Source organism: Anabaena sp. CCY 9613 (assembly GCF_963920895.1).
Classification (GTDB): domain Bacteria; phylum Cyanobacteriota; class Cyanobacteriia; order Cyanobacteriales; family Nostocaceae; genus Cyanocohniella.
This window is the reverse complement of the sequence record NZ_CAWUDE010000010.1, coordinates 118,866-140,254: the sequence shown is the minus strand read 5'-3', so window position 1 is coordinate 140,254 and position 21,389 is coordinate 118,866. Positions and strand designations below refer to the sequence as shown.

Here is a 21,389-nt window from a genome sequence, read left to right as displayed (position 1 = left end):
AGAGGCTTTCCAAATCAGGTTTGATCTGTAGTCGATTGATTGGGAGTATAGTATTGACTAACTAATTCCTGGATAATCAGTTGTGGATCGTCTGTTTCGATTCCCAACTGTTGGCCAATTTGTTGGCGTAAGTTTTCATCCTGCTGCAACATGATAAACAACTGATCTAATGTGACAGTTTGGGCTTCTGGCTCAGTAGGGAGGTTTTCACTTTGAATTACTTCTTGTTCTACTGAGGCTTGTGGGACTGGGGCGCTAGCTGGAGACAGTGAAGGTGTTGTAACTGCATCAGGCCCGTCATATTCCCATATTGGTTCGCCTTGATTGCGGGACAACAGTTGCATCCCCAGATCATAGGCAACATTTCCCACTTCTCCAACACCTAAATCACCCAGTTGCACTAAGCGTGCTGCTAATTCATTGTTAGGTGACGGTGACGCTAACAGTCTTTCACCAAAACGCCGCAACCATCCTACCCATTGTTCAGTGGAGACACGATTCTCGATGCGTTGCAACCATTTTTGCGCCCACTCTTGACCCCGCATTTGATGGACACCTTCAAGAAGTTGGTTGAAGAGAAATTCTAAATCCGTATCGCTTAGGGGTGGTGCTGGTTCTTTGGGCGAGTTCTCCGCTACCTTGGCGGGAGTGCGTTTACCTCCAAACAAGGTTTGAAAAAAGCTTTTGAACCACTGAAATAACCGCCTGAACATTTGCTGCACCATTGAGTATTGTTTACCTAAATTCGACAAGAATGCTCTCACCACACCGCGCAAGGGTTTAGAGGTGAGGAGAATGTCAACCGAAGATTATTGCAATCGCACTGTACCATGTGGCTACTTACATTCAAAAAAATGTATAGCCCGGAAATTTCTGCTTTTCTGTAGGGTACAACAACGCACAGTCATAGTGGGGGACAAGGACGCGAATTGTTAAAATAGGTGAATCCCAAACTCATCTGGGTGCTACCCACCAACGCCCAAAGGCATTGAAATCTATTTCTCCATGTCTTACCAACCCCTGCACCATAAGTATCGCCCAAAGAGTTTTGCTGAACTGGTGGGACAAGAAGCGATCGCTACCACCCTCACCAACGCGATCCGTACAGCTAAAATTGCTCCAGCTTATTTGTTTACTGGCCCCAGAGGTACGGGTAAAACTTCTAGTGCCCGTATTCTCGCTAAATCGCTCAATTGTCTCAAAAGTGACAAGCCCACGGCTGAACCTTGCGGCGTGTGTGATGTTTGTCAAGGTATTACTAAAGGCTATTCTCTCGATGTTATAGAAATTGATGCTGCCAGCAATACTGGTGTTGATAATATCCGTGAATTAATTGAAAAAGCCCAGTTTGCGCCTGTACAGTGTCGCTACAAAGTTTATGTGGTGGATGAATGCCATATGCTCAGTACGGCAGCATTCAATGCACTACTAAAGACCTTAGAGGAACCACCAAAGCATGTAGTGTTTGTCTTAGCCACAACCGACCCCCAGCGAGTATTACCAACGATTATTTCTCGCTGCCAAAGGTTTGATTTTAGACGGATTCAGTTAGAGGCGATGACCAAGCATTTAAGTGCGATCGCCTCCAAAGAAAACATTAATATTTCTCCTGATGCTGTCACCGTAGTCGCTCAAATGGCCCAGGGTGGATTGCGGGATGCAGAAAGTCTCCTCGATCAATTAGCCCTGTCTGCGGGTGAAGTCACCCCAGATAAAGTTTGGGATTTAGTGGGTTCAGTGAGTGAACGAGATTTACTAGCGCTGTTAATGGCGATCGCCCAAGATCACCCAGAAACAGTTTTAGATTGTAGCCGTAACATTTTAGACCGTGGTCGAGAACCACTAATTATCCTGCAAAACTTCGCTGCTTTCTACCGCGATTTACTCATAGCCAAAACCGCACCCAACCGCTCAGATTTAGTTACTTGTACCCAACAAACTTGGACAGCACTAGTTGAGTTCGCCCAAAAATTCGATATCAATACAATTCTGCTAGGACAGCAACACCTACGCACAGCCGAAGTCCAAATCAAAAATACCACCCAACCGCGTTTGTGGTTAGAAGTGACCTTATTGGGTTTATTACCAAGTGCCAATATTCCGCAAGTAGCCACGAGCATTTCCCCAAGAGTCAGCACACCAACAATCACACCCCCATCTCCCCAACGCCCCCCAACCCCAGCAGAAGTAGCCCCAACGCCCTCTACCTCCCCATCTCCTACGCCTCCTACATCTCCCACGCCTCCCACATCACCTCCCACACCTCCCACGCCTCCCACATCTACCCCTGTAACCCCAGAACCACAACCAGAACAATCTGACTTAAATCAAGATTGGCAAAAAGTATTAGCCCACCTAGAGCCAATTTCCCGGCGAGAGTTACTGCGGCAAATGTGCTATTTAGTTGAATTTGATGGTAGGGTGGCGCGTGTAGGTGTCAAAGCGAAATGGTATAAAAAAGTTCAATCAGACCTGCCTACTATTACGACAGCTTTCCAACAGGCTTTCCAACATGAAATCAAAGTAACTTTAGAAGAAGGAACAGTTGCTAACTCTACTGTGGCTAGAAAGGAACCTCTAGCCAATAGCCCTTCCACTGTTCAACAATCGGCACCACCTCCGCCTAGCTACAACAATCAGAACAAGAACATCACACCAACCCCAGCACCAACAGCAAGAACCGAATCAACAGCGACAAATACTAGTAGAGTGCAAACTTTACCGTCGCCCACAATTCCCACAAACCAGTTGAATTGGGAAACTGATGAAGTAGCGATCGCCGCCCAGCGTCTAGCACAATTTTTTGATGGACAAATAGTTCGGTTTACAGATGATGGAGTCGATACACCTGAATCCATGACTACCTCTGAATGGGTAGATGAATCAGAAATCGATGATGATTAATGTGGTTGGGAATGTTAGATCTAGCCCCTAGCCACGCTCTCCCATAAAAAAATCCAAAATTCAGAAATTACTCTAAATCTTGGATGTTAAGTGTTCAATTTTGGAATTTGGAAAAAAGACTATTCTCCGTTACCTGAATGCACTGTTTTCACCCATTTCAGACGTTTTGGTCTAAAAGACATGCGAGCAGTAGTACTACTCATGACTACCAGCCAGTGCAACATATATAAAGTGCCACGTAAGGTTTGTAGCAGTAACACAAAGGCTGTAGGAATCTTAAATTCCTTATCTTGACGAATACGTTTCAGCCCAGCAAACATCCCCACAACAGACATGCTCACCGATAAACTGGTTACCGGGCCTAAAATTGGTAACCGATGACGAGCTACCGCCATTAATAAATCGGGAATTGCTGCTGTAGGAAGAATGTACATAGTCAGCATGAACATCAGCAGATCCCAGGTTTTCCGCACACCCATGCGGTTTTTGAGTATGAGATCCCAGTAATCCAAATAACGCTGATAACCACCTTCTGCCCAACGATTGCGCTGATGCCAAAGTGCGATCGCATTTGTCACACCTTCTTCCTGCACCGCTGGGTAGAATGTACACTCAATATCCCAGTTGTCTAGATGTAGGCGGAAGGTCATATCCAAATCATCAGTAATGGTTTCTTCATTCCACCCGCCACAACTTTCTAAGGCTGTACGCCGGACAAATTGACCATTACCCCGCAGTTCACCAACACCACCAATGGCAATACGTTGTTGCTGAAACCAGGTATCCAGAGCCATTTCTGCCATCTGTCCCTTAGTCCAAAAATTTTCCTTGGCGTTGGCAATGGCTTTTCGTACCTGCACCGCCCCCACCTTTTCTCGTTGGAATAAAGGTGCTACCTGTAGTAGTAAATCTGGTACAACCTGAGCATCTGCATCAAACACGGCGACAATTTCGCCCTTAGTCAATGGCAAAACCTGATTCAACGCTCCTGATTTACCACCAATCGCTTGTGGGGAACGCCTGAAGACATTGAGTTGGTCATATTCCTGTGCCAATTCTGCTAAGACTTGGGGTGTGTTATCGGTGCTGTTATCGTCAATTATCCAAACTTCATACTTGCCATCTGGATATTCCAGATTACAAAGATTCTTGACTAATTTACCAATAACTGCGTCTTCGTTTTTCGCTGCTACCAATATAGATACAGACGGTACATCTCCCTGTATTTCTTTGTGATAGCGGCGAGGTCTAGCAAACACTATCACTAAAGCGTGAAATCCCAAAAGAGTTGTCAGTCCGAGGATGAATATTGAACCCCACGAAGCTAAATGTAGAGCAATAGTACCGCTCCAAACTACACTTAAAACTAGAGCGGCTTTGCGTCTACGTCCTTGAAACCTTGATGGCAAAGGCATAGAATCTGCCTCTACCACTGACTCTTCACCATTGGCCAATTGGTCGGATAACAGGGAGTTGAGTGGGTCAAGCTCGTCGTAATAATCGTTCTCGGGCCAGGAATTCGCTGGCATAGTTTAATTGATTTAAAAACCAGTATTGTTATACACTTTGCAGAAACTAAAAATCAGGTAACAATCAAACATACAGCCTGCATACACTTGTAGTTACTACTGGATCATGACTCACAATCAAGTTTGTCAAGTCACTGAATGAAATAATAGCAAGTGCGAGTTTGTAACAGCTTGTTGTTGCCATCAATAGCAGTAACACTATTTTCCGCTTCACAGCAGGTATTTTTCCTGTTATTGCTTTAGCTTCGATAAAAGTCAATGCAGCCTCATTGTAACCGAAATTTTAATATTTCTTAGCAGTTACTTCTATAGACACTATCATTTTCGGATATGGTATTGGCTTTTATAAAGCTCAAAACAGACAATTGAGCAAGGTTACAGCAGAAATCCAGAATTTTTACATTTATTCATACTTTATCTTACAAAACAGCCAAAAAACCAATCTCTTTTCTTTTCTCCCCCTCATCCCCATGTGATGAAATATTTTTATTTTGCGTCTCTTACCAGCCCTCGCGTGAACTATAGATATTTTTTGGGAATAATATTCACATCCACTAATATCCCCAGTTGGTGAATAACTTGAGGAATATTTAACAATGTCTATTGAGCAAATCCAGCCTGCCAATCAACAACAAGCAAGCGTGTACTTACCTTACATTCAGGGTGCAAAGCGCAATTTTTTACCTTATGCCATTAGTCTCTATCAAAAAGGTGTTTTAGAAGGACAACGCAAAATCGAAGCTAGTGAAAGTATTCCCTTTGTCGCCTCGTGGAATGTTGCTACCCTGCCTTCAGATTTAACCCGTTGCCGGATTCAGTTTGAAGGGAATGCCGAACTCAGCTATGAAGTGATGATGGCAAGTTTTGAATTTATGAGTTTTTTAATTGAACTCATGGAAAATTATAAACGCTATCGCTTGACTGATTTTTCACAAGCTTTCTATCGTAAGGTGTTGCGTATAGACGAATAAAGCTGTAAGAAGTTCAAAAACAGCATATTTAGAAGTCTAATGCCAACAAAGCTAGGAAATGGAGTTATTTTCAGCCATCGATCCTATTAAGAGGGCAGTAATAACTCCTATAGCTCTATTTTTAACTATCTACATCACTAATTTCTATGTAATTACTCTTAATGCTAGATATCAAATAATCTGTAAGAAGATGTCAGACTTGTATGCTCATCATCAAATTTAGGAGTTTTGACGACGAAGTATTTTATAAAATTTATTCTAAAAATGAAAATAATTTAATACCAGATTATACCTTGTCTTTTAAGTATAAATATTTAGCTTAAAAAAATAAAATATACTAAAAAAAGGTACATTCTCGGAAATCCCACCTTGTAAGAACTCGAGGCTGCCGCCGGAAGCAACTAAAATTAGGAAACACCTAGCTTAGTTCTACTTCCTTTTGCAATTAGGAGTGCATGTGTGCCGAAATCTGCTAAATGTCTGCTGATTGGCTCAACTGAGACTTATAGTGGTAAATCTGCAACTGTTTTGGGTTTGTCTCATCAGCTACAGCAAAAAGGACTAGATATTGCCTACGGCAAACCATTAGGCACTTGTTTTAGTGCATCTAGCGGCAGCGTAGTTGAGGAAGATGTCCAATTTATTGCTCATAGTCTCAACCTGCCAACAAACCGCGTTGCGCCCACTATGTTGGCTTTAGATGAAGTCAATGTGCAAAAACGCTTGCGCGGCGAAGACAAAATTGATTATCGACAATCTCTAGTACAGCAATATTCACAAATTTCTCGAGGAGATTTAGTGTTGCTAGAGGGGCCTGGCGATTTGACACAAGGATATCTGTTTGATTTGTCTTTGTTACAGGTAGCTGAAGCCTTAGACGCAGCGGTGTTGCTGATCAACCGTTATGATTCAGTGCTTTCTGTTGAGGCATTATTATCTGCTAAACAACGTGTGGGCGATCGCTTGGTGGGAGTTGTCATCAACGATATCCCTACTGACAAATTAGAAATAGTAGATCATCTCTTATGCCCATTTTTAGAACAGCAAGACATTCCTGTGTTGGCAACATTGCCGAAAAATGACTTGCTACGTAGTGTCAGCGTCGGCGAACTAGTAAACCAGTTAAACGCCGAAGTTCTCTGTCGTAGCGATCGCCTAGATTTAATGGTAGAGAGCCTGGCCATTGGCGCCATGAATGTCAATTCGGCTGTGAAGTATTTCCGTAAACGTCGGAATATGGCAGTAGTCACAGGAGGCGATCGCGTAGAAATTCAACAAGCTGCGTTAGAAACTTCTACCCAATGCTTGATTCTCACTGGACAACTACCACCACCCGCATTTATTCTCAATCGGGCTGAAGAATTAGAAATTCCCATCTTGTCGGTTGACTTAGATACCCTCACTACTGTAGAAATTGTTGACCGTACTTTTGGGCAAGTGCGCGTCCATGAACCAATTAAGGTTCAGTGCATCCGTCAGTTAATGACTGAGCATTTTGACATTGATCGCTTGTTATCGAAACTAGGCTTAACTCCCGCAGGGGTTAATCAAAAGTAGTCAAACAATTTTGAAATTGCCAGCAACTACTCACATTCATGGAACAGTTTCAAAATCCCCAAAAACTACCAGAAACAGCGAAGTTTCAATATCTAACCCTTCTCAAAGGCATGAGTTATGAAACATATTACTTAGTTTGGTGTGACCAAGCTATCCACCTACTGAGTTAGACAATTCAGAAAATGTAGCAATATGTAACTCAAGTTGGCTTCGCACCTACACTCTGTTTGGTAGAATAGCTGGGTTGTTTCATCTGATTACGTCCATCTTTGAGCCAGTCAACAGACATCATCAACCTCGATACATTAGCGCAGGAACTGGCGACAATTCAGCAAACGGGTTCTAAAAAAATCGCCTTGCTGGGTTCTCGCCATGTGCCAATTACGCATCAGAATTTAATTGAAATGATGACCTATGCCCTGGTTTTATCAGGCAATCGGGTTATCACTTCTGGGGCTACAGGTACCAATTCAGCTGCCATTAAGGGAGCAATGCGGGCTGACCCCAATTTATTGACAGTGATTCTACCCCAAAGCTTGGAACGCCAGCCCCATGAATCACGCCAGCAACTAGAACAGGTAATGCATCTGGTAGAAAATCCCAGTAATGATAATCTGTCCCTAGCTGAAGCTAGCTATATTTGTAATAAGGAGATTGTCTCCCGCTGCCAGCAACTGATTTGCTTTGCATTTCACGACAGTCGCACTCTACTACAAACCTGTGGAGATGCAGAAGAACAAAGAAAAGTGGTGACGCTTTTCTACTTTGACTAAAGTGAAGTGAAATTCTAGCCTAGGTAATGTATAGATATAGGGAACCGCTAATTGGTAATGGGTAGTTGGGTTTGCCAAATTACCTGTTACCCATTAAGGGATAACTAACTAGTTCTATTGATTAACTCAATGACGCTATTGCAAATACCTGTGTCTCATATTTTTTTGTACTCCATAGCTGCTGCCGCCGTTTTGATTTATCTACCGTTTTTGCTGGTAGCTTATGGGCGCCTGCAAATTGGGTATGAGGCGCTGGCTACTCCTCGCGCCAAATTTGATAAACTGCCCCCTTATGCTCAACGAGCTACCTGGGCGCACCAAAACTCCTTTGAAGCATTTATGTTGTTTGCCACCGCAGCATTGATGGCATACGTAACTGGTGTAACTTCTTCTACAGCAGCAGTGGCCGCGATCGCCTTTGTTGTCGCCCGGTTGCTATACTCAGTTTTTTATATTTTGAATATACCCCTGTTGCGATCGCTCATGTTTGGCATTGGCTCTCTTGGATCTGCTACTCTCATCATTTTGAGCATTATCCAAGCTACTAGTTAATTAGGGAGTGGGGAGTGGGGAGTGGGGAGTGGGGAGTGGGGAAAAAACTAGTTTCTAGTCTCTAGCCTCTAGCCTCTAGTCTCTAGCCTCTAGCCTTTAGCCTCTAACCTCTAGCCTTTAGCCTCTAACCTCTAGCCTTTAGCCTCTAATTCCCAATCTAAAATCCAAAATTGTTTATGGCTTCTACATATTCCTTTGACATTGTAAGTGACTTTGATCGTCAAGAATTAGTTAATGCGGTTGATCAAGTTGTGCGAGATATTAAAGGCCGTTATGACCTCAAAGATACTCAAACTACTCTTGAGTTAAACGAGCAAAGCATTAATGTCAGCACTGACAGCGAGTTTACCTTAGACTCTGTTCACAACATTCTCCGAGAAAAAGCCGCCAAGCGTAACCTCTCTCAGAAAATTTTTGAGTTTGGCAAAGTTGAATCAGCTAGCGGTAACCGTGTCCGTCAAGAAATCACACTCAAAAAAGGCATCAGTCAGGAAATTGCTAAACAAATTTCCAAATTGATTCGCGACGAATTCAAAAAAGTACAAGCCTCAATTCAAGGTGATGCTGTACGGGTTTCTGCTAAAGCTAAGGATGACTTACAAGATGTGATGCAGCGGGTAAAACAAGAAGATTTTCCTGTGGCTTTGCAATTTACCAATTATCGTTAAACAGCCTGTAGAGTGGATTTTTCCACCCTACATTATGATTTTTTAACGGCCGCCAATGCTTTTTTGAAAAGCTGGACGCTCAGACAGGCGCTTGATATAGTCCAATACGGCTGGGTAGGCGCTCAGGTCTAGCTTGAGCATGATGGGAATGTAAGCCAAAATAGAACCTACTGCTACATCAGCAACTGTGAACTCATTACCTAGCAAAAAAGGTTGTTGCTCCAGAATTTCCTGAAGAGGAGTTAATAAGCGAGGCATTTCTCGCTCTCGATTGGCTTCTACAAAAATCCCAGGGCCGAGGGTAGCATTGCTAAACAACGCCCACTGGGAAAATATACCCCTCTCTTCTGGTGAAAGTTGGGTTTTACCATACTTGTCGGCAAGATACAGTAAAATTGCCCCTGATTCCCAAAGCTGGAAATCCCCATCCACAATTGCTGGTACCTTACCCATTGGATTAATTTTCAGGTATTCGGGCTGGCGGTGTTCACCAGCTTGCATATCCAGCATCACAAATTCGTAAGGAACGGCCAATTCTTCTAAATACCACTGGACAATTGACGCTCGACTACGAGCGCCACCATAAAGTTTCAGCATAATTACTTACTATTTATTTAAAACTACAGGACTTTATGAGTGTGGGAATGCTGTTTCACGTTGTCTTCTTTATTGACAACTCTGGCAGCATTTAGTACCCGCTTCCGTTCGGTGGAATACTGAAAATCAGTGTGGGTTGTACCGAGGGGAATTAGGGATTTTGCAATTTCACGACGCTTGTAAGTACGAGCAGCAGCAAACACGCGGGAAACAAATTCTTCTCCCAGCTGCGCCGACGTGGGAAACCCATCTGGGAGAATTGGTGTATCGCCATTGAGTACAGTAGCCAACGTTGTTGCATAAGCTAGCTTGTATGAAGTGGGAATACCTTTAAACAGAGCTTCTAAAGCCGCTGAGGGAATGGGTTCGACAACTTCAACTTGATAAACTTCTCCGTCTTCCTTGATGAAGCAAGTTGATAGACCTATCACTATATAATCATCAGCAGTTAGATCGGGTGCATCTTGATAAGAAATTGCTGTCGTCATAAAAAAATTTTCTCAACACTGAAAAATTCTACCGAATTGTACTAGAGACCAAAGAAACCTTGACACTGGCACAGCAGTAGCCGCAGCCATCTCAAAAGGCTACTCACACACATTCTGGCATCACGGTGTCCCTGTGTCTTCTTCTCTATCTCTCCAGAAACGGCTTGTTGGCATTCTACCAATTTGTTGCTCTCACTATTTGACTCGTCTTAAAGATTGATATTTGCTATTTCTGGAATTCAACTTACGGGTGAAGTATTAATTACTAGGTTTAAGCATTAATTGTTTGAGGAAGGTAGAGTCTTTCCTTTGTTGGATGTATGAGCTTAAATTCAGCGTTGGTATTCAAGTGTAAGTGTCAATAGACACATTAGTAAGTGATACAGGGGCAAAACTACCACAACTACGAAAACTGTAAATTGATTTCAAAGAGCAGGTAGCTCAGGCAATAAAATATGAAGAATTACTCATTTTTAGCTTCTGATAAGCAGCAAAATAACCGATACAAATTTGTGTCTAAGAGTACAATGGATGCTCAAAGGCATGAGACTAATGGTAGAGGTGGATCTGCTTTAGGGGACAGCTACTTACGCTCTTGCGCTTTAAATTCAGCTCAACAAGGAGATTATACTGAGGCGATCGCCTTACTCACCGAATTAATTAATCGCCATCCGCGCAATGCCGTTGATTACAACAATCGGGGATTAATTTATTTTCAAAGTGGTGCATTGTCAAAAGCTTTGTGTGATTACAACACAGCCCTACAATTGAATCCCAAATTAGCTAGCGCTTACAACAATCGGGCAAATTATTATGCAGCTTGTGGAGAATTAGCCGCAGCGCTGGCCGACTACGAACAGGCGATTGATTTAAATCCTAGTTATGTCCGGGCAAGGATTAACCGTGGCATTACCTTACGTGACTTAGAACAATACGAACAGGCCATTGAGACTTTTGAGGTAGCACTGCTGTTTGGTCAATTAGAAGGTCATATTTGGGCAGAACGGGGTAGAACTTACCATCTGTGGGGGGATTGGAATTGTGCGATCGCTGATTATCGTCGCGCCCTTACTCAATTGCCTTCACTAAATCACAAAAGGGATATGTCTGGTTGTCGATTACGTTTACAACTGGAAAATTGGCTAAACGATCTGCTGAATCCTGAGGAATTTTGATTGGTAGATGATCCCTTGGTGTTTCAGGTTTTACTTTCCACTCTCACGAATTCACAATTAAAAATTCAAAATTATTTGTTTAAATTCTTAATTGTGAATTCAACTATTGCTGATGACTAGATACTGCAAGGCAAAAATCAAAAGTCTTAAAAAATAGGCTTTTCACTGATTGAGAATGGTGAACCAGCACTACGGGAGGGTTAACCTCATCCAGGCGACTGGTATCAAGCCTTCATAGTCATAGCCGTGCTTACCGTCAAATTGGAGTACTAGTAAGTAATATTACCGATATATACAACGCTTGTGATGTCGGTAGAGTCTATTACTCTAGCCTCAGCGCCTCTGTTGCAAAATCCCCAACTTCATATTTCTTTTACGGTAATAACTCTAATACTTCCGCTTCCTTGCCATCTCCATTCACGAAGACGACTGGAAGTTGGTTAGGGTCAAATCGATACGCTTGCTGTTGCCTAATACTATTAGCTTGATGGGGATCAAAGTTACGGTTAAATTCCTTTTGTAAACTATCGACACGTTCTTCCATCAGTTTGACTTCCGTGCGGACTTCTCTCAATCTGTCTTGCTGCATCGAGTAATAAGGCACAAGTTGGATGAGGGCAGATACTGCTGCTGCTGAAATCGCAAAGTTAACCGCTATCTTTGCTGTAGTTTCCAGGGCCATCACTTGGTAAGAACGTTGACGAAGATGCCGTTTTGGTCGAGGAATAACCCGGCGTTTTGGTATAGGTTGTAGCGGGGGTCTAGACGGTTGACTCGCGTTCATTATGCTAAAAGAACCTTACTGATTAAATGGCAACATCATAGAAAGCGCACTGGCATTGACTACAGCTTGATTTAGCTGTTATGGTACTTCATTTTTCTGAAATTGTTACATGTGTGCTGAAAGTTCAAAATTAATACAGCATACGTAAGTAACTGGTGTTCAAGAATTTCTGGCATCTAGCCATTAGTAACGCTGCGCGTAACTCGTAATTTGCAATTCCGATACTGCAAGCGTTTTATTGTTTGGAAATGGGCAATCAATTATGCCGTGCTATCTGGAAACTGCACCTGGTTTGCCAGATTATTAGTCTTTTAGGAGATTATGTCAATTCCAGGTTGTGATTATAGCGATCAATCGCTCCCCAAAAATTTCCCTCTTTTGGGAGATTACAATGTGACTCATTGTAATCAAAAAGTCTTTTGAGTCGCCATAGTTAGTTATATTGAAATTGCTAGCTTTTGTAGAAAAACATATGGCTTATAGCTTGCTACCACTAAGTTCTAGCTAATTAACATAGTGATATTTACACCAGAATTTATCATCAATAAACTCCGTAAATTTAATAAATAAATAGTTGCTAAATATACATAAATTAATAAAATATGGAGGCGGCAACTTAATTTGTGACTATTGGCAGCGCTACATTTTTTTATTTTGCAAACAACAACCAGGCTTAACCTGATTGTTGCTTGAGAGTAGGGCGATGTTTAGTACGCCCCACTTTCCATGTCAGAACGTGGCGTTATTTGTAAAGTTCTGTTGCTAAACGCCAAGCCAGAATTCCTGGAATCAGCGCCACAGCCAGAGCAATGTACACTTGGGTGTCTGATATAGGCATGGTCGGATACCTCCTAAACTCAATTCAATATTGATCAGTTCGTTTACTACTTTTCACTGTTTTGCCGAGTTTGTGGAATATCTTGTTACAAGATGCAACAAAAGCAATGATTAACCAGTGGTCATTAGTTATTCTTCAGTAAAAAAATTTATAAAAATTATGAACTTTTATTTGGGGATCGACTTCGGCACTTCTGGCGCCAGGGGCGTGATAATTAACCATGAAGCTGACATTCAAGCAGAAATGAGGTATCCCTGGGAAACAGCGGCAGTTTTGGACTTAGCAGCGGCTTGGGAGAAAGCTTTATGGAGTCTGCTGGCACAAATCCCTGATGAATTGAAGCCAGGAATAAAGGCGATCGCTATTAATGGTACTTCGTCTACGGTGTTGTTGAGTGATGCCGACGGTAAACCTGTAGATACACCTTTACTTTACAACGATGCGCGGGGATCATTAATGGTGGAGCAATTGAGGAATATTGCCCCGCCACATCATAATGTGTTGAGTGCCACTTCCAGCCTGGCTAAGTTGCTGTGGATGATGCAACAACCGAGTTTTAGTCAGGCGAGATATTTTTTGCATCAAGCCGATTGGTTGGGATTTCTCCTACATGGGTATTTGGGGATTAGCGATTATCACAACGCTTTAAAGCTGGGCTATGACGTGGAACAGCTAAGATATCCCCAATGGCTGGAACAACTCAACATACCCATTCAGCTACCCAAAGTTTTACCGCCTGGTACTCCCGTCAGAGAATTACGTCCAGAACTTGCCACTCAGTTTAATTTGCCGCATGATTGCCTAGTGTGTACTGGTACGACTGATAGTATTGCGGCTTTTCTAGCTAGTGGGGCAAAATCCCCAGGGGAAGCAGTGACTTCTCTAGGTTCAACCCTAGCAGTAAAATTATTGAGTAGGACTCGCGTAGAAGATTCGCGATATGGCATTTACAGCCATCGCTTAGGTGACTTGTGGCTGACTGGTGGTGCTTCTAATACTGGTGGTGCGGTGTTAAAGCAATTTTTTAGTGATGCTGAGTTAGAAAGAATTAGCAGTGAAATTGATAGTACAAAAGCCAGTGAATTAGATTATTATCCATTGTTGCAACCAGGCGATCGCTTTCCCATTAATGATCCTCATTTACCTCCACGCTTGGAACCGCGTCCAGATAATCCGGTGGAATTTTTGCATGGTTTGTTAGAAAGTATTGCCCGAATAGAAGGGCATGGGTATGAATTATTACAGCAAATGGGTGCAGATAAATTAACTCACGTTTATACTGCTGGCGGTGGTGCAGCGAATTTTACTTGGACTGCTATTCGTCAACGGTATTTACAAGTACCTGTGGTTGCGTCTGAAAATACAGAAGCTGCTTATGGTTCAGCACTTTTGGCGATGCAAGGGATAGGAAGATGAAAAAGATGAATCAGGACTTACGTAACCAACCACGTATTGTCGTCATTGCGACCGTAGGGAAGCAATCTTAAAGCCTTGATTTTCCTAGCCAGTGGTAAGTCCTATGAATATTACTTGATTTGTAATGCTTCCGGTAATGAATGTTTTTTCCAACTTCTTTACTATTTTTTCATAAATATCGTCTATATCCGTATCTATCCCGGTGACAGATAGATATATCTCGGTTGATACTAGGTTCATTAGATACCAGATTATCAGGTTCCAGGTTAGTTATCTGGGCAGCTATTTGGGGGTAGGTGCTTGTCATCTATCCCCTTTATTAGTATTAGAATAACGAACCGTAGAGGAGCCACTGCCTTGGGCGGGTGTCCCTACTTGTAGCAAGTGGCGTCGCGCAGAGAACACGGAGTTACGAACCGCCAAGACGCTAAGTGCGCCGAGAAAAAGATTAATAAGACAAAATAATACGTTTGATGCCGTCTTTGAGGAGTGGGACATTAAAGTTGATGAGAAGGGCGAGGGGGTGTTTGGTCATTTTGAGGTAGGAGAGGACTTGGGCTTCGTGAACTGGAGTTAAGTTCTGGACAGCTTTTAATTCCACAATTAGACAGTTGGCGATCAAAAAATCTAATCTACCTTTACCTACTTCATTTCCTTTGTAATTTACTGTGACCCACTTCTCCACTTCATGCGGTATCCCACGCCTGAATAGTTCTATAATTAGCGCCTCCTGATACACTTCCTCCAAAAACCCCGGCCCCAACAGTTGATGTACCTCAATTGCTGCTCCAATTACAGCATAAGCAAGCCTATCTACTTCCTGACTTGGCTCCCTTCTCTTGGCGTACTTGGCGTCTTGGCGGTTAGTTTCCATCAATCCCTCTCCAACCCTATGGCAAAATTTATTAAAGTCCTTCCGCAGTTAGTTTTCCCAGCATGACCGCAACAATTTCCAATCTCCCTAGTCTTTACGACCCCTTCTCCACCGAAGCCAAGTGGCAAAAATTTTGGCAAGAAAACCAAACCTACAAAGCCGACCCCAACCACCCCGGCCAACCCTACTGCATCGTCATTCCCCCTCCCAATGTCACCGGCAGTTTACACATGGGTCACGCCTTTGAGAGTGCCTTAATTGATACCCTCATCCGCTACCACCGAATGAAAGGACGCAACACCTTATGGGTTCCCGGAACAGACCACGCCAGTATCGCCGTCCACTCGATGCTGGAAAAGCAACTTAAGAAAGAAGGTAAAACTCGCTACGAACTGGGACGGGAACAATTCTTAGAACGCGCTTGGCAGTGGAAAGCTGATTCTGAAGGTACAATCGTTAACCAGTTAAAACGCCTGGGTGTCTCGGTTGACTGGACACGGGAACGCTTTACTTTAGATGAAGGTTTATCAAAAGCTGTTTTAGAAGCCTTTGTGAGTCTCTATGAATCAGGTTTAATTTATCGTGGCGAATATTTGGTGAACTGGTGTCCCGCTTCTCAGTCGGCGGTGTCTGATGTGGAGGTGGATAACCAAGAAGTTGATGGTAATCTTTGGCATTTCCGTTATCCTCTCAGCGATAATTCTGGTTTTGTAGAAGTGGCGACGACTCGACCAGAAACTATGTTGGGTGATACGGCTGTGGCTGTTAACCCTAATGATGAACGATATCAGCATTTGATTGGCAAAACTCTGACTTTACCAATTATGAATCGGGAAATTCCCATTATTGGTGATGAGTTTGTTGACCCCAAATTCGGGACTGGTTGTGTGAAGGTGACTCCCGCCCATGACCCCAATGACTTTGAAATGGGTAAGCGTCACAATTTGCCGATGATTAACATCATGAACAAAGACGGCACTCTCAACGATAACGCTGGGGAGTTCCAAGGTCAAGACCGCTTTGTTGCTAGAAAGAATGTGGTGTCTCGCTTAGATACAGATGGTGTGTTAGTGAGGGTAGAAAATTATAAGCATACCGTTCCTTATAGCGATCGCGGCAAAGTCCCCGTTGAACCTCTCCTTTCTACTCAGTGGTTTGTGAAAATTCGCCCGATGGCTGATAAAGCTTTAGAATTTCTCGATAATCAAAATTCACCAGAGTTTGTCCCCCAACGCTGGACTAAGGTTTATCGTGATTGGTTAGTGAAGTTGAAAGATTGGTGTATCTCTCGCCAATTGTGGTGGGGTCACCAAATTCCGGCTTGGTATGCGGTAAGTGAAACGGGTGGTCAAATTACTGATAACACGCCGTTTGTTGTCGCTAAGTCAGCCGATGAAGCTTGGTCAAAAGCTAAATCACAATTTGGTGAAAATGTCCAGCTAGAACAAGACCCAGATGTACTAGATACTTGGTTTTCTTCTGGACTTTGGCCATTTTCAACTTTGGGTTGGCCAGAACAAACTCCAGATTTGGCAACTTATTACCCCAACAGTGCTTTGGTTACTGGCTTTGATATTATCTTTTTCTGGGTTGCCAGAATGACCATGATGGCAGGACATTTTACTGGCACAATGCCTTTTAAAGATGTTTACATCCACGGGTTGGTGCTGGATGAAAACGGTCAGAAAATGTCGAAGTCCAAGGGGAATGGCATTGACCCACTGTTATTAATTGACAAATATGGTACTGATGCCCTGCGCTACACCCTGATTAAGGAAGTGGCTGGTGCTGGTCAAAATATTCGGTTAGAGTACGATCGCAAAAAGGATGAGTCTGCATCGGTGGAAGCATCCCGCAATTTTACTAACAAGTTGTGGAATGCCGCCCGGTTTGTGATGATGAATTTAGAAGGACAAACTCCGGTAGAACTAGGTCAACCAATTGCCACAGAACTAAGCGACCTCTGGATTCTTTCTCGGTATCATCAAGTTATCAACCAAACTAATAATTACATAGATAATTATGGTTTGGGGGAAGCCGCTAAGGGTCTGTATGAGTTTATCTGGGGTGATTTTTGCGACTGGTATATTGAACTAGTGAAATCCCGGTTGCAACCAGATGCTGACCCCGCATCCCGGAAGGTTGCTCAACAAATTCTCGCCTATGTGCTGGAAGGGATTTTAAAATTGTTGCATCCTTTTATGCCCCACATCACTGAGGAAATTTGGCAAACTCTCACCCAACAGCCAGCTGATTCTCAGCAAACTTTATCTTTACAACCTTATCCAGAAGCGGATAATAACCTGATTAATCCCACTTTGGAAGCACAGTTTGAACTGTTAATTGGCACTATCCGCACAATTCGTAATTTACGCGCTGAAGCAGATATTAAGCCAGGGGCAAAAATTACGGCGAATTTAGAAACGGGTAATCCCCAGGAAGAGCAAATCCTTTGTGCGGGACAATCTTATATTCAAGACTTGGCTAAGGTGGAGAATTTAACTATTACTGGCATTGGTGTAGTATCTCCAAAAGCAGAAATCAGCCAAACAGTGATTGAAAAGAAACCTCAGCGGGGTTTGAAAACCATTGGCTGGATAATTGTCGGGTTAGTCTTCGCCAGAATAGGTTTAGCTGCGGGGTATGCGATTAATGACATTCCCATTGTGGGTACTTTCTTTGAAATAGTTGGTTTGGGTTATGTCACATGGTTTGTGTCCCAAAATGTATTTAAACCCCAGGTAAGAAGTAAGTTTTGGGCTAAGTTATTCCAGACACCTACAGATCAGGAACAGCCACAAACACAATTACAAGAGCCAGCAACACGAGAAAATGTCATCGCTGGGGTTGTGGGTACTGTACAAGTGGTAATTCCCTTAAGTGGCGATGTAGTAGATATTGCCACCTTGCGGGCCAAGCTGGAAAAAAGCTTGAACAAAGCCGAAACCGAAGCTAACTCTTTAAGTGCGAGGTTAAGCAATGCCAAATTTGTAGATAAAGCCCCAGCCGATGTGGTACAGGGTGCTAGGGATGCTTTAGCTGAGGCTACCAAACAAGCGGAAATCTTACGCGATCGCTTGCGTACTTTAGCGTAACTGCAATGGATAATGGTTGAGTAGTACTTAACCATTATCTTGACAAGTTTCTCAAAAAACTCAACCAAAAAAATATTTGGGAAATTTAAAATCTAAAATATAAAGTCATGCTATATCTAGCCCAAGCACGTAAAAACGAATTTTTAGACCAGTACCAGTTACGTTTGTTGGCACGTCAAGAATCAGAAAATCTTTGGGTAATCATCCCCGAAGAAGCTTTTATTTTGTTAGGAAAAGGCAACACTATGAGCGAGAAATTGCTAGTTTTAGTGGAGCTTGCTGAGAGTGGTGATATTGAGAAGCTGGAAGAAGCTAGTGATTGGGTACTCAATTTAGTCCAAACTTACCTCAGCGCTGGTATGTCGCCCCAAGATTTGCAACAAGAAGCAGAAAGAGCAGAAAGTTGGCGACAATCTCTAACTTTACAAAATCAAGACTTGGCGCGACGTTCCCTAGAATTGGAAGCCCGTCGGGAACAAATTCAAGCTTTAGAAGAAAGTATCAAACGTGAAAAAAATTTTAGCCAACGGGAATCTCAAGGTGAATCTTAAAGATGAGGAATATCAGGGGGATAAGGAAGTATTTTGTTCTTATCTCCTTGTCCCCTTGTCTTCCTACATTCTTACAGGTAAAGAAACCCTTGCAGGTCTTTCTAACTGACGGCCATCAGTGCTTTTAACTTCTTCGGCTGCTAACAACTCACGAATCAGACGTGCTATGGCTTTTTGCGTCAGGCGATTGGTAATTTGTTGTCCTAAACGCTGTACCCCTGGATTTACTAATAATTGGGCCAGCTGAGGAGCCATCTGCACTGGGTCAAAGCCACGGGTTTGTTGGAGAATGTTTAAAATGCGTTTAATATGCTCTAAGGTTTGTTGTTGCTCAACTGTTGCTCCAGGAGTTTCGTTGACTGCTGTTAAACCTACTCGTTCTCTGAGGACGTAAGTGAAGTTGTGTAAGACATTTTTACCTAAAGCATTTAAGCCATTAACAAATTCATCTACCAATTTGTCACGAATAAAAGATCCACGTTCAGAAGAAAGAAACTCTAAACCCTGATCTAAAACTAGATTAAAGTCATAGTCTTGATTTTTCTTGGCATTGCGAAGTAAGTTTTCTAACCGATTCCAACGGAATTTACCCTCTTTAAATAATAAGTTTTGCAGAGATGTTCTTAATTGCGTTGAGGGATCAGTTAGTAGGCGTTTAGCAACGTAAGGATAAGCTTCACTGAGAACTTTGAAGTTGGGATCTATATAAATTGCAATACCTTCTAGGGTCACCAGGGAGCGAATAATTAAAGCGTAATAAGGCGGTACCCGGAAAGGATATTCATACATCAAAGCTGATAATTCATCGGTGATGCTTTTGATGTTCAAATCAGCGACACTGGCTCCTTGAGCATCAGCAAAGACTCTAGCAAATGCGGGAATAATTGGTGTTAAGTCGGTTTCTGGTGATAAGAAATCTAGCTTTACGTAGTCGTTGGCCAAACCTTCAAAGTCACGGTTGACGACGTGGACGATCGCTTCAATTAAACCATAGCGTTGGGGTGGCTGAATCTCACTCATCATCCCAAAGTCGAGATAGGCCAATTTACCATCTGGTGTGGCTAGCAAATTACCTGGGTGGGGATCAGCATGGAAAAATCCATGTTCTAATAGCTGGCGCAAGGAACATTGCACACCTACTTCAATCAGATAGCGAGCATCGATACCTTGGGCATTAATTTCTACTGTTTGCGTTAATTTAGTACCATTAATCCACTCCATCGTCAAGACGCGACGATTGGTATATTCCCAGTAAATTTTCGGTATATAAATGTCCTTTATATGACCATACAATTCAAAGAAGCGCTCGGCATTTTCTCCCTCATGAATATAATCCATCTCTTCAAAGATGCGATCGCCTAATTCATCGAGGATACCAACTAAGTCACTGCGTATCCGTTTAACTTGGGTTTGTACCCAACCGGCGATTTGCCGCAAAATATACAAGTCAATGGTAATTCGTTCTCTTAAGTCCGGGCGTTGGACTTTAATGGCAACTTCTTCGCCAGTTTTGAGTTTACCTTTATAAACTTGTCCTAAAGAAGCAGCGGCAATTGGCTGAAGCGAGAGTTCAGCGTAAATCTCTGATGGTGGTGCGCCTAATTCTTCTTCAATAAATTGGTAAGCAATTTCGTTGGCAAACGGCGGTAATTGGTCTTGTAACCTAGTTAACTCTTCTAAGTAAGTAGGAGGAACTAAATCTGGTCTGGTGGATAAAGCCTGGCCAATTTTGATGTAGGCGGGCCCTAATTTTGTTAGTAAGTCTCGCAATTGTACGGCTCGACGACGGTCTGCTTTAACGTTAATTCCCCGGCGGCTATCCCACCACAACCCAAAAACTAGGGAAAGTGTCGGCCTCAATACGGCAATAATCCGCCGTAAAACTTGCAAAGGTCTACGACTATAATGCTCCCTTATTTCTTCGGGGTTATAGCGTATTGTTGTCTCAGGCTCGGACTTTTGAGCAATTATCAGTTTTGGTGAACGCACAACCAAGGCTGGGTTGCCATTTTCTGGCACTACTTCAGTAATAACTGTTTCGCCCTCGGTTGGCTGGGAATTAGGGGGAAGTGTCTTAACAATCATGAAAATAGCCACCAGTCACATTGAGCATGTTAAGTATTGTAACAATAGGGTTACAAACCAGCATCCCCCAAAAGGGGATAAATGGGAATAAATTTTAGATACACCCACTCCTCAAAAGAATTATTCCCCTTATATCAAGGTAATCCATAGTTTTGCTACACTGAAATGGGCCTACTAGTTTAATATAAATGGTTGTTGACCCACCCACTCGACTCATAACAAACAGTCACAGTAGCGGTAATACGCTTACCAAGTCTAAGAGCGAGAGAAAGGGGGGAAAGACCTTGGTCACTGGTTCGCATGATTACGTTCTGCGGTAAAAAATCAGCCATACAAAGGTGTACGGAAAAGTAATCAAACTGTCTGCAGGAGGCGGACGGCTGCGCGGGTTCTTCCTTGAGAAGATAAACGGTGTAAACCGAGAGACGCTGTGTAAGACCATGATCGGGTTTAGTCCCGAATATCTCTGTGATATACCCAACGTGGCAATAGCGAATGAGACGCGAAACGATGATGGTTGTTTTACTGAAGC

18 protein-coding genes and 1 pseudogene are annotated in these 21,389 nt (G+C 42.9%); 11 read left to right on the top strand and 8 right to left on the bottom strand.

What is annotated here, in order from left to right; genetic code table 11:
- Positions 1–14 precede the first annotated feature (14 nt).
- Positions 15–713: a hypothetical protein gene (locus tag ACM0OT_RS13775; RefSeq protein ID WP_414564897.1), complete on the bottom strand. Its 699-nt coding sequence runs from the start codon at positions 711–713 to the stop codon at positions 15–17.
- A gap of 292 nt (positions 714–1,005) precedes the next feature.
- Here ACM0OT_RS13775 and ACM0OT_RS13770 point away from each other — a divergent pair, with 292 nt between their 5' ends.
- Positions 1,006–2,904, top strand: coding sequence for a DNA polymerase III subunit gamma/tau (locus ACM0OT_RS13770; RefSeq protein WP_414564896.1), 1,899 nt, complete (start codon positions 1,006–1,008; stop codon positions 2,902–2,904).
- A 119-nt stretch (positions 2,905–3,023) separates the two neighbouring features.
- Here ACM0OT_RS13770 and ACM0OT_RS13765 read toward each other — a convergent pair whose 3' ends face one another.
- Positions 3,024–4,433 carry a glycosyltransferase gene (locus ACM0OT_RS13765; RefSeq protein ID WP_414564895.1) on the bottom strand — a complete coding sequence of 470 codons (1,410 nt, stop codon included), beginning with the start codon at positions 4,431–4,433 and terminating at the stop codon, positions 3,024–3,026.
- Positions 4,434–5,029: 596 nt separating this feature from the next.
- Here ACM0OT_RS13765 and ebsA point away from each other — a divergent pair.
- The 6 genes and pseudogenes from ebsA (at position 5,030) to ACM0OT_RS13735 (ending at position 8,954) form a co-directional block, all read left to right on the top strand.
- Entirely contained in the window at positions 5,030–5,404 is a 375-nt protein-coding gene (gene ebsA, locus ACM0OT_RS13760; protein WP_414564894.1) for a type IV pilus biogenesis protein EbsA, read from the top strand.
- A 459-nt stretch (positions 5,405–5,863) separates the two neighbouring features.
- Positions 5,864–6,961, top strand: a complete 1,098-nt coding sequence (locus ACM0OT_RS13755; protein ID WP_414564893.1) for a phosphotransacetylase family protein — start codon at positions 5,864–5,866, stop codon at positions 6,959–6,961.
- A gap of 29 nt (positions 6,962–6,990) precedes the next feature.
- A pseudogene (locus ACM0OT_RS13750) lies at positions 6,991–7,131 on the top strand (hypothetical protein); the annotation flags it as partial.
- 99 nt (positions 7,132–7,230) lie between these two features.
- Entirely contained in the window at positions 7,231–7,734 is a 504-nt protein-coding gene (locus ACM0OT_RS13745) for a DNA recombination-mediator protein A (protein ID WP_414543144.1), read from the top strand.
- Between the two features lie 129 nt (positions 7,735–7,863).
- Positions 7,864–8,286: an MAPEG family protein gene (locus ACM0OT_RS13740; protein ID WP_414564892.1), complete on the top strand. Its 423-nt coding sequence runs from the start codon at positions 7,864–7,866 to the stop codon at positions 8,284–8,286.
- A gap of 176 nt (positions 8,287–8,462) precedes the next feature.
- Positions 8,463–8,954, top strand: a complete 492-nt coding sequence (locus tag ACM0OT_RS13735; protein WP_414543146.1) for a YajQ family cyclic di-GMP-binding protein — start codon at positions 8,463–8,465, stop codon at positions 8,952–8,954.
- Between the two features lie 42 nt (positions 8,955–8,996).
- Here ACM0OT_RS13735 and ACM0OT_RS13730 read toward each other — a convergent pair whose 3' ends face one another.
- Both ACM0OT_RS13730 and ACM0OT_RS13725 read right to left on the bottom strand, forming a co-directional pair.
- Entirely contained in the window at positions 8,997–9,551 is a 555-nt protein-coding gene (locus tag ACM0OT_RS13730; RefSeq protein ID WP_414564891.1) for a glutathione S-transferase family protein, read from the bottom strand.
- A gap of 23 nt (positions 9,552–9,574) precedes the next feature.
- On the bottom strand, positions 9,575–10,039 hold the full coding sequence (locus tag ACM0OT_RS13725) for a hypothetical protein (protein ID WP_414564890.1): 465 nt from the start codon (positions 10,037–10,039) through the stop codon (positions 9,575–9,577).
- A 455-nt stretch (positions 10,040–10,494) separates the two neighbouring features.
- Here ACM0OT_RS13725 and ACM0OT_RS13720 point away from each other — a divergent pair, with 455 nt between their 5' ends.
- Positions 10,495–11,214: a tetratricopeptide repeat protein gene (locus ACM0OT_RS13720; protein WP_414564889.1), complete on the top strand. Its 720-nt coding sequence runs from the start codon at positions 10,495–10,497 to the stop codon at positions 11,212–11,214.
- Positions 11,215–11,587: 373 nt separating this feature from the next.
- Here the strand turns inward: ACM0OT_RS13720 and ACM0OT_RS13715 are convergent, their stop codons facing one another.
- Positions 11,588–11,998 carry a hypothetical protein gene (locus tag ACM0OT_RS13715; RefSeq protein WP_414564888.1) on the bottom strand — a complete coding sequence of 137 codons (411 nt, stop codon included), beginning with the start codon at positions 11,996–11,998 and terminating at the stop codon, positions 11,588–11,590.
- 742 nt (positions 11,999–12,740) lie between these two features.
- The gene (gene psaM / locus ACM0OT_RS13710) at positions 12,741–12,836 is read right to left on the bottom strand and encodes a photosystem I reaction center subunit XII (RefSeq protein WP_006196319.1); all 96 of its coding nucleotides are present in this window, start codon (positions 12,834–12,836) and stop codon (positions 12,741–12,743) included.
- 159 nt (positions 12,837–12,995) lie between these two features.
- Between psaM and ACM0OT_RS13705 the strand changes: the two genes are divergently transcribed.
- Positions 12,996–14,252, top strand: coding sequence for an FGGY-family carbohydrate kinase (locus ACM0OT_RS13705; RefSeq protein WP_414564887.1), 1,257 nt, complete (start codon positions 12,996–12,998; stop codon positions 14,250–14,252).
- 448 nt (positions 14,253–14,700) lie between these two features.
- Here ACM0OT_RS13705 and ACM0OT_RS13700 read toward each other — a convergent pair whose 3' ends face one another.
- Positions 14,701–15,126, bottom strand: a complete 426-nt coding sequence (locus tag ACM0OT_RS13700; protein ID WP_414564886.1) for a GxxExxY protein — start codon at positions 15,124–15,126, stop codon at positions 14,701–14,703.
- Positions 15,127–15,188: 62 nt separating this feature from the next.
- Here ACM0OT_RS13700 and ACM0OT_RS13695 point away from each other — a divergent pair, with 62 nt between their 5' ends.
- The gene (locus ACM0OT_RS13695) at positions 15,189–18,221 is read left to right on the top strand and encodes a valine--tRNA ligase (RefSeq protein ID WP_414564885.1); all 3,033 of its coding nucleotides are present in this window, start codon (positions 15,189–15,191) and stop codon (positions 18,219–18,221) included.
- Positions 18,222–18,328: 107 nt separating this feature from the next.
- Positions 18,329–18,772: a hypothetical protein gene (locus tag ACM0OT_RS13690; protein ID WP_414564884.1), complete on the top strand. Its 444-nt coding sequence runs from the start codon at positions 18,329–18,331 to the stop codon at positions 18,770–18,772.
- Positions 18,773–18,835: 63 nt separating this feature from the next.
- Here the strand turns inward: ACM0OT_RS13690 and ACM0OT_RS13685 are convergent, their stop codons facing one another.
- Positions 18,836–20,857, bottom strand: a complete 2,022-nt coding sequence (locus tag ACM0OT_RS13685) for an ABC1 kinase family protein (protein ID WP_414564883.1) — start codon at positions 20,855–20,857, stop codon at positions 18,836–18,838.
- Positions 20,858–21,389 lie beyond the last annotated feature (532 nt).

Coding starts and splice junctions, on each gene's coding strand:
- ACM0OT_RS13775 (WP_414564897.1), bottom strand. CDS start 713: ATGTTCAGGCGGTTATTTCAGTGGTTCAAAAGCTTTTTTCAAACCTTG.
- ACM0OT_RS13770 (WP_414564896.1), top strand. CDS start 1,006: ATGTCTTACCAACCCCTGCACCATAAGTATCGCCCAAAGAGTTTTGCT.
- ACM0OT_RS13765 (WP_414564895.1), bottom strand. CDS start 4,433: ATGCCAGCGAATTCCTGGCCCGAGAACGATTATTACGACGAGCTTGAC.
- ebsA (WP_414564894.1), top strand. CDS start 5,030: ATGTCTATTGAGCAAATCCAGCCTGCCAATCAACAACAAGCAAGCGTG.
- ACM0OT_RS13740 (WP_414564892.1), top strand. CDS start 7,864: ATGACGCTATTGCAAATACCTGTGTCTCATATTTTTTTGTACTCCATA.
- ACM0OT_RS13735 (WP_414543146.1), top strand. CDS start 8,463: ATGGCTTCTACATATTCCTTTGACATTGTAAGTGACTTTGATCGTCAA.
- ACM0OT_RS13730 (WP_414564891.1), bottom strand. CDS start 9,551: ATGCTGAAACTTTATGGTGGCGCTCGTAGTCGAGCGTCAATTGTCCAG.
- ACM0OT_RS13725 (WP_414564890.1), bottom strand. CDS start 10,039: ATGACGACAGCAATTTCTTATCAAGATGCACCCGATCTAACTGCTGAT.
- ACM0OT_RS13720 (WP_414564889.1), top strand. CDS start 10,495: ATGAAGAATTACTCATTTTTAGCTTCTGATAAGCAGCAAAATAACCGA.
- ACM0OT_RS13715 (WP_414564888.1), bottom strand. CDS start 11,998: ATGAACGCGAGTCAACCGTCTAGACCCCCGCTACAACCTATACCAAAA.
- psaM (WP_006196319.1), bottom strand. CDS start 12,836: ATGCCTATATCAGACACCCAAGTGTACATTGCTCTGGCTGTGGCGCTG.
- ACM0OT_RS13705 (WP_414564887.1), top strand. CDS start 12,996: ATGAACTTTTATTTGGGGATCGACTTCGGCACTTCTGGCGCCAGGGGC.
- ACM0OT_RS13700 (WP_414564886.1), bottom strand. CDS start 15,126: ATGGAAACTAACCGCCAAGACGCCAAGTACGCCAAGAGAAGGGAGCCA.
- ACM0OT_RS13695 (WP_414564885.1), top strand. CDS start 15,189: ATGACCGCAACAATTTCCAATCTCCCTAGTCTTTACGACCCCTTCTCC.
- ACM0OT_RS13690 (WP_414564884.1), top strand. CDS start 18,329: ATGCTATATCTAGCCCAAGCACGTAAAAACGAATTTTTAGACCAGTAC.
- ACM0OT_RS13685 (WP_414564883.1), bottom strand. CDS start 20,857: ATGATTGTTAAGACACTTCCCCCTAATTCCCAGCCAACCGAGGGCGAA.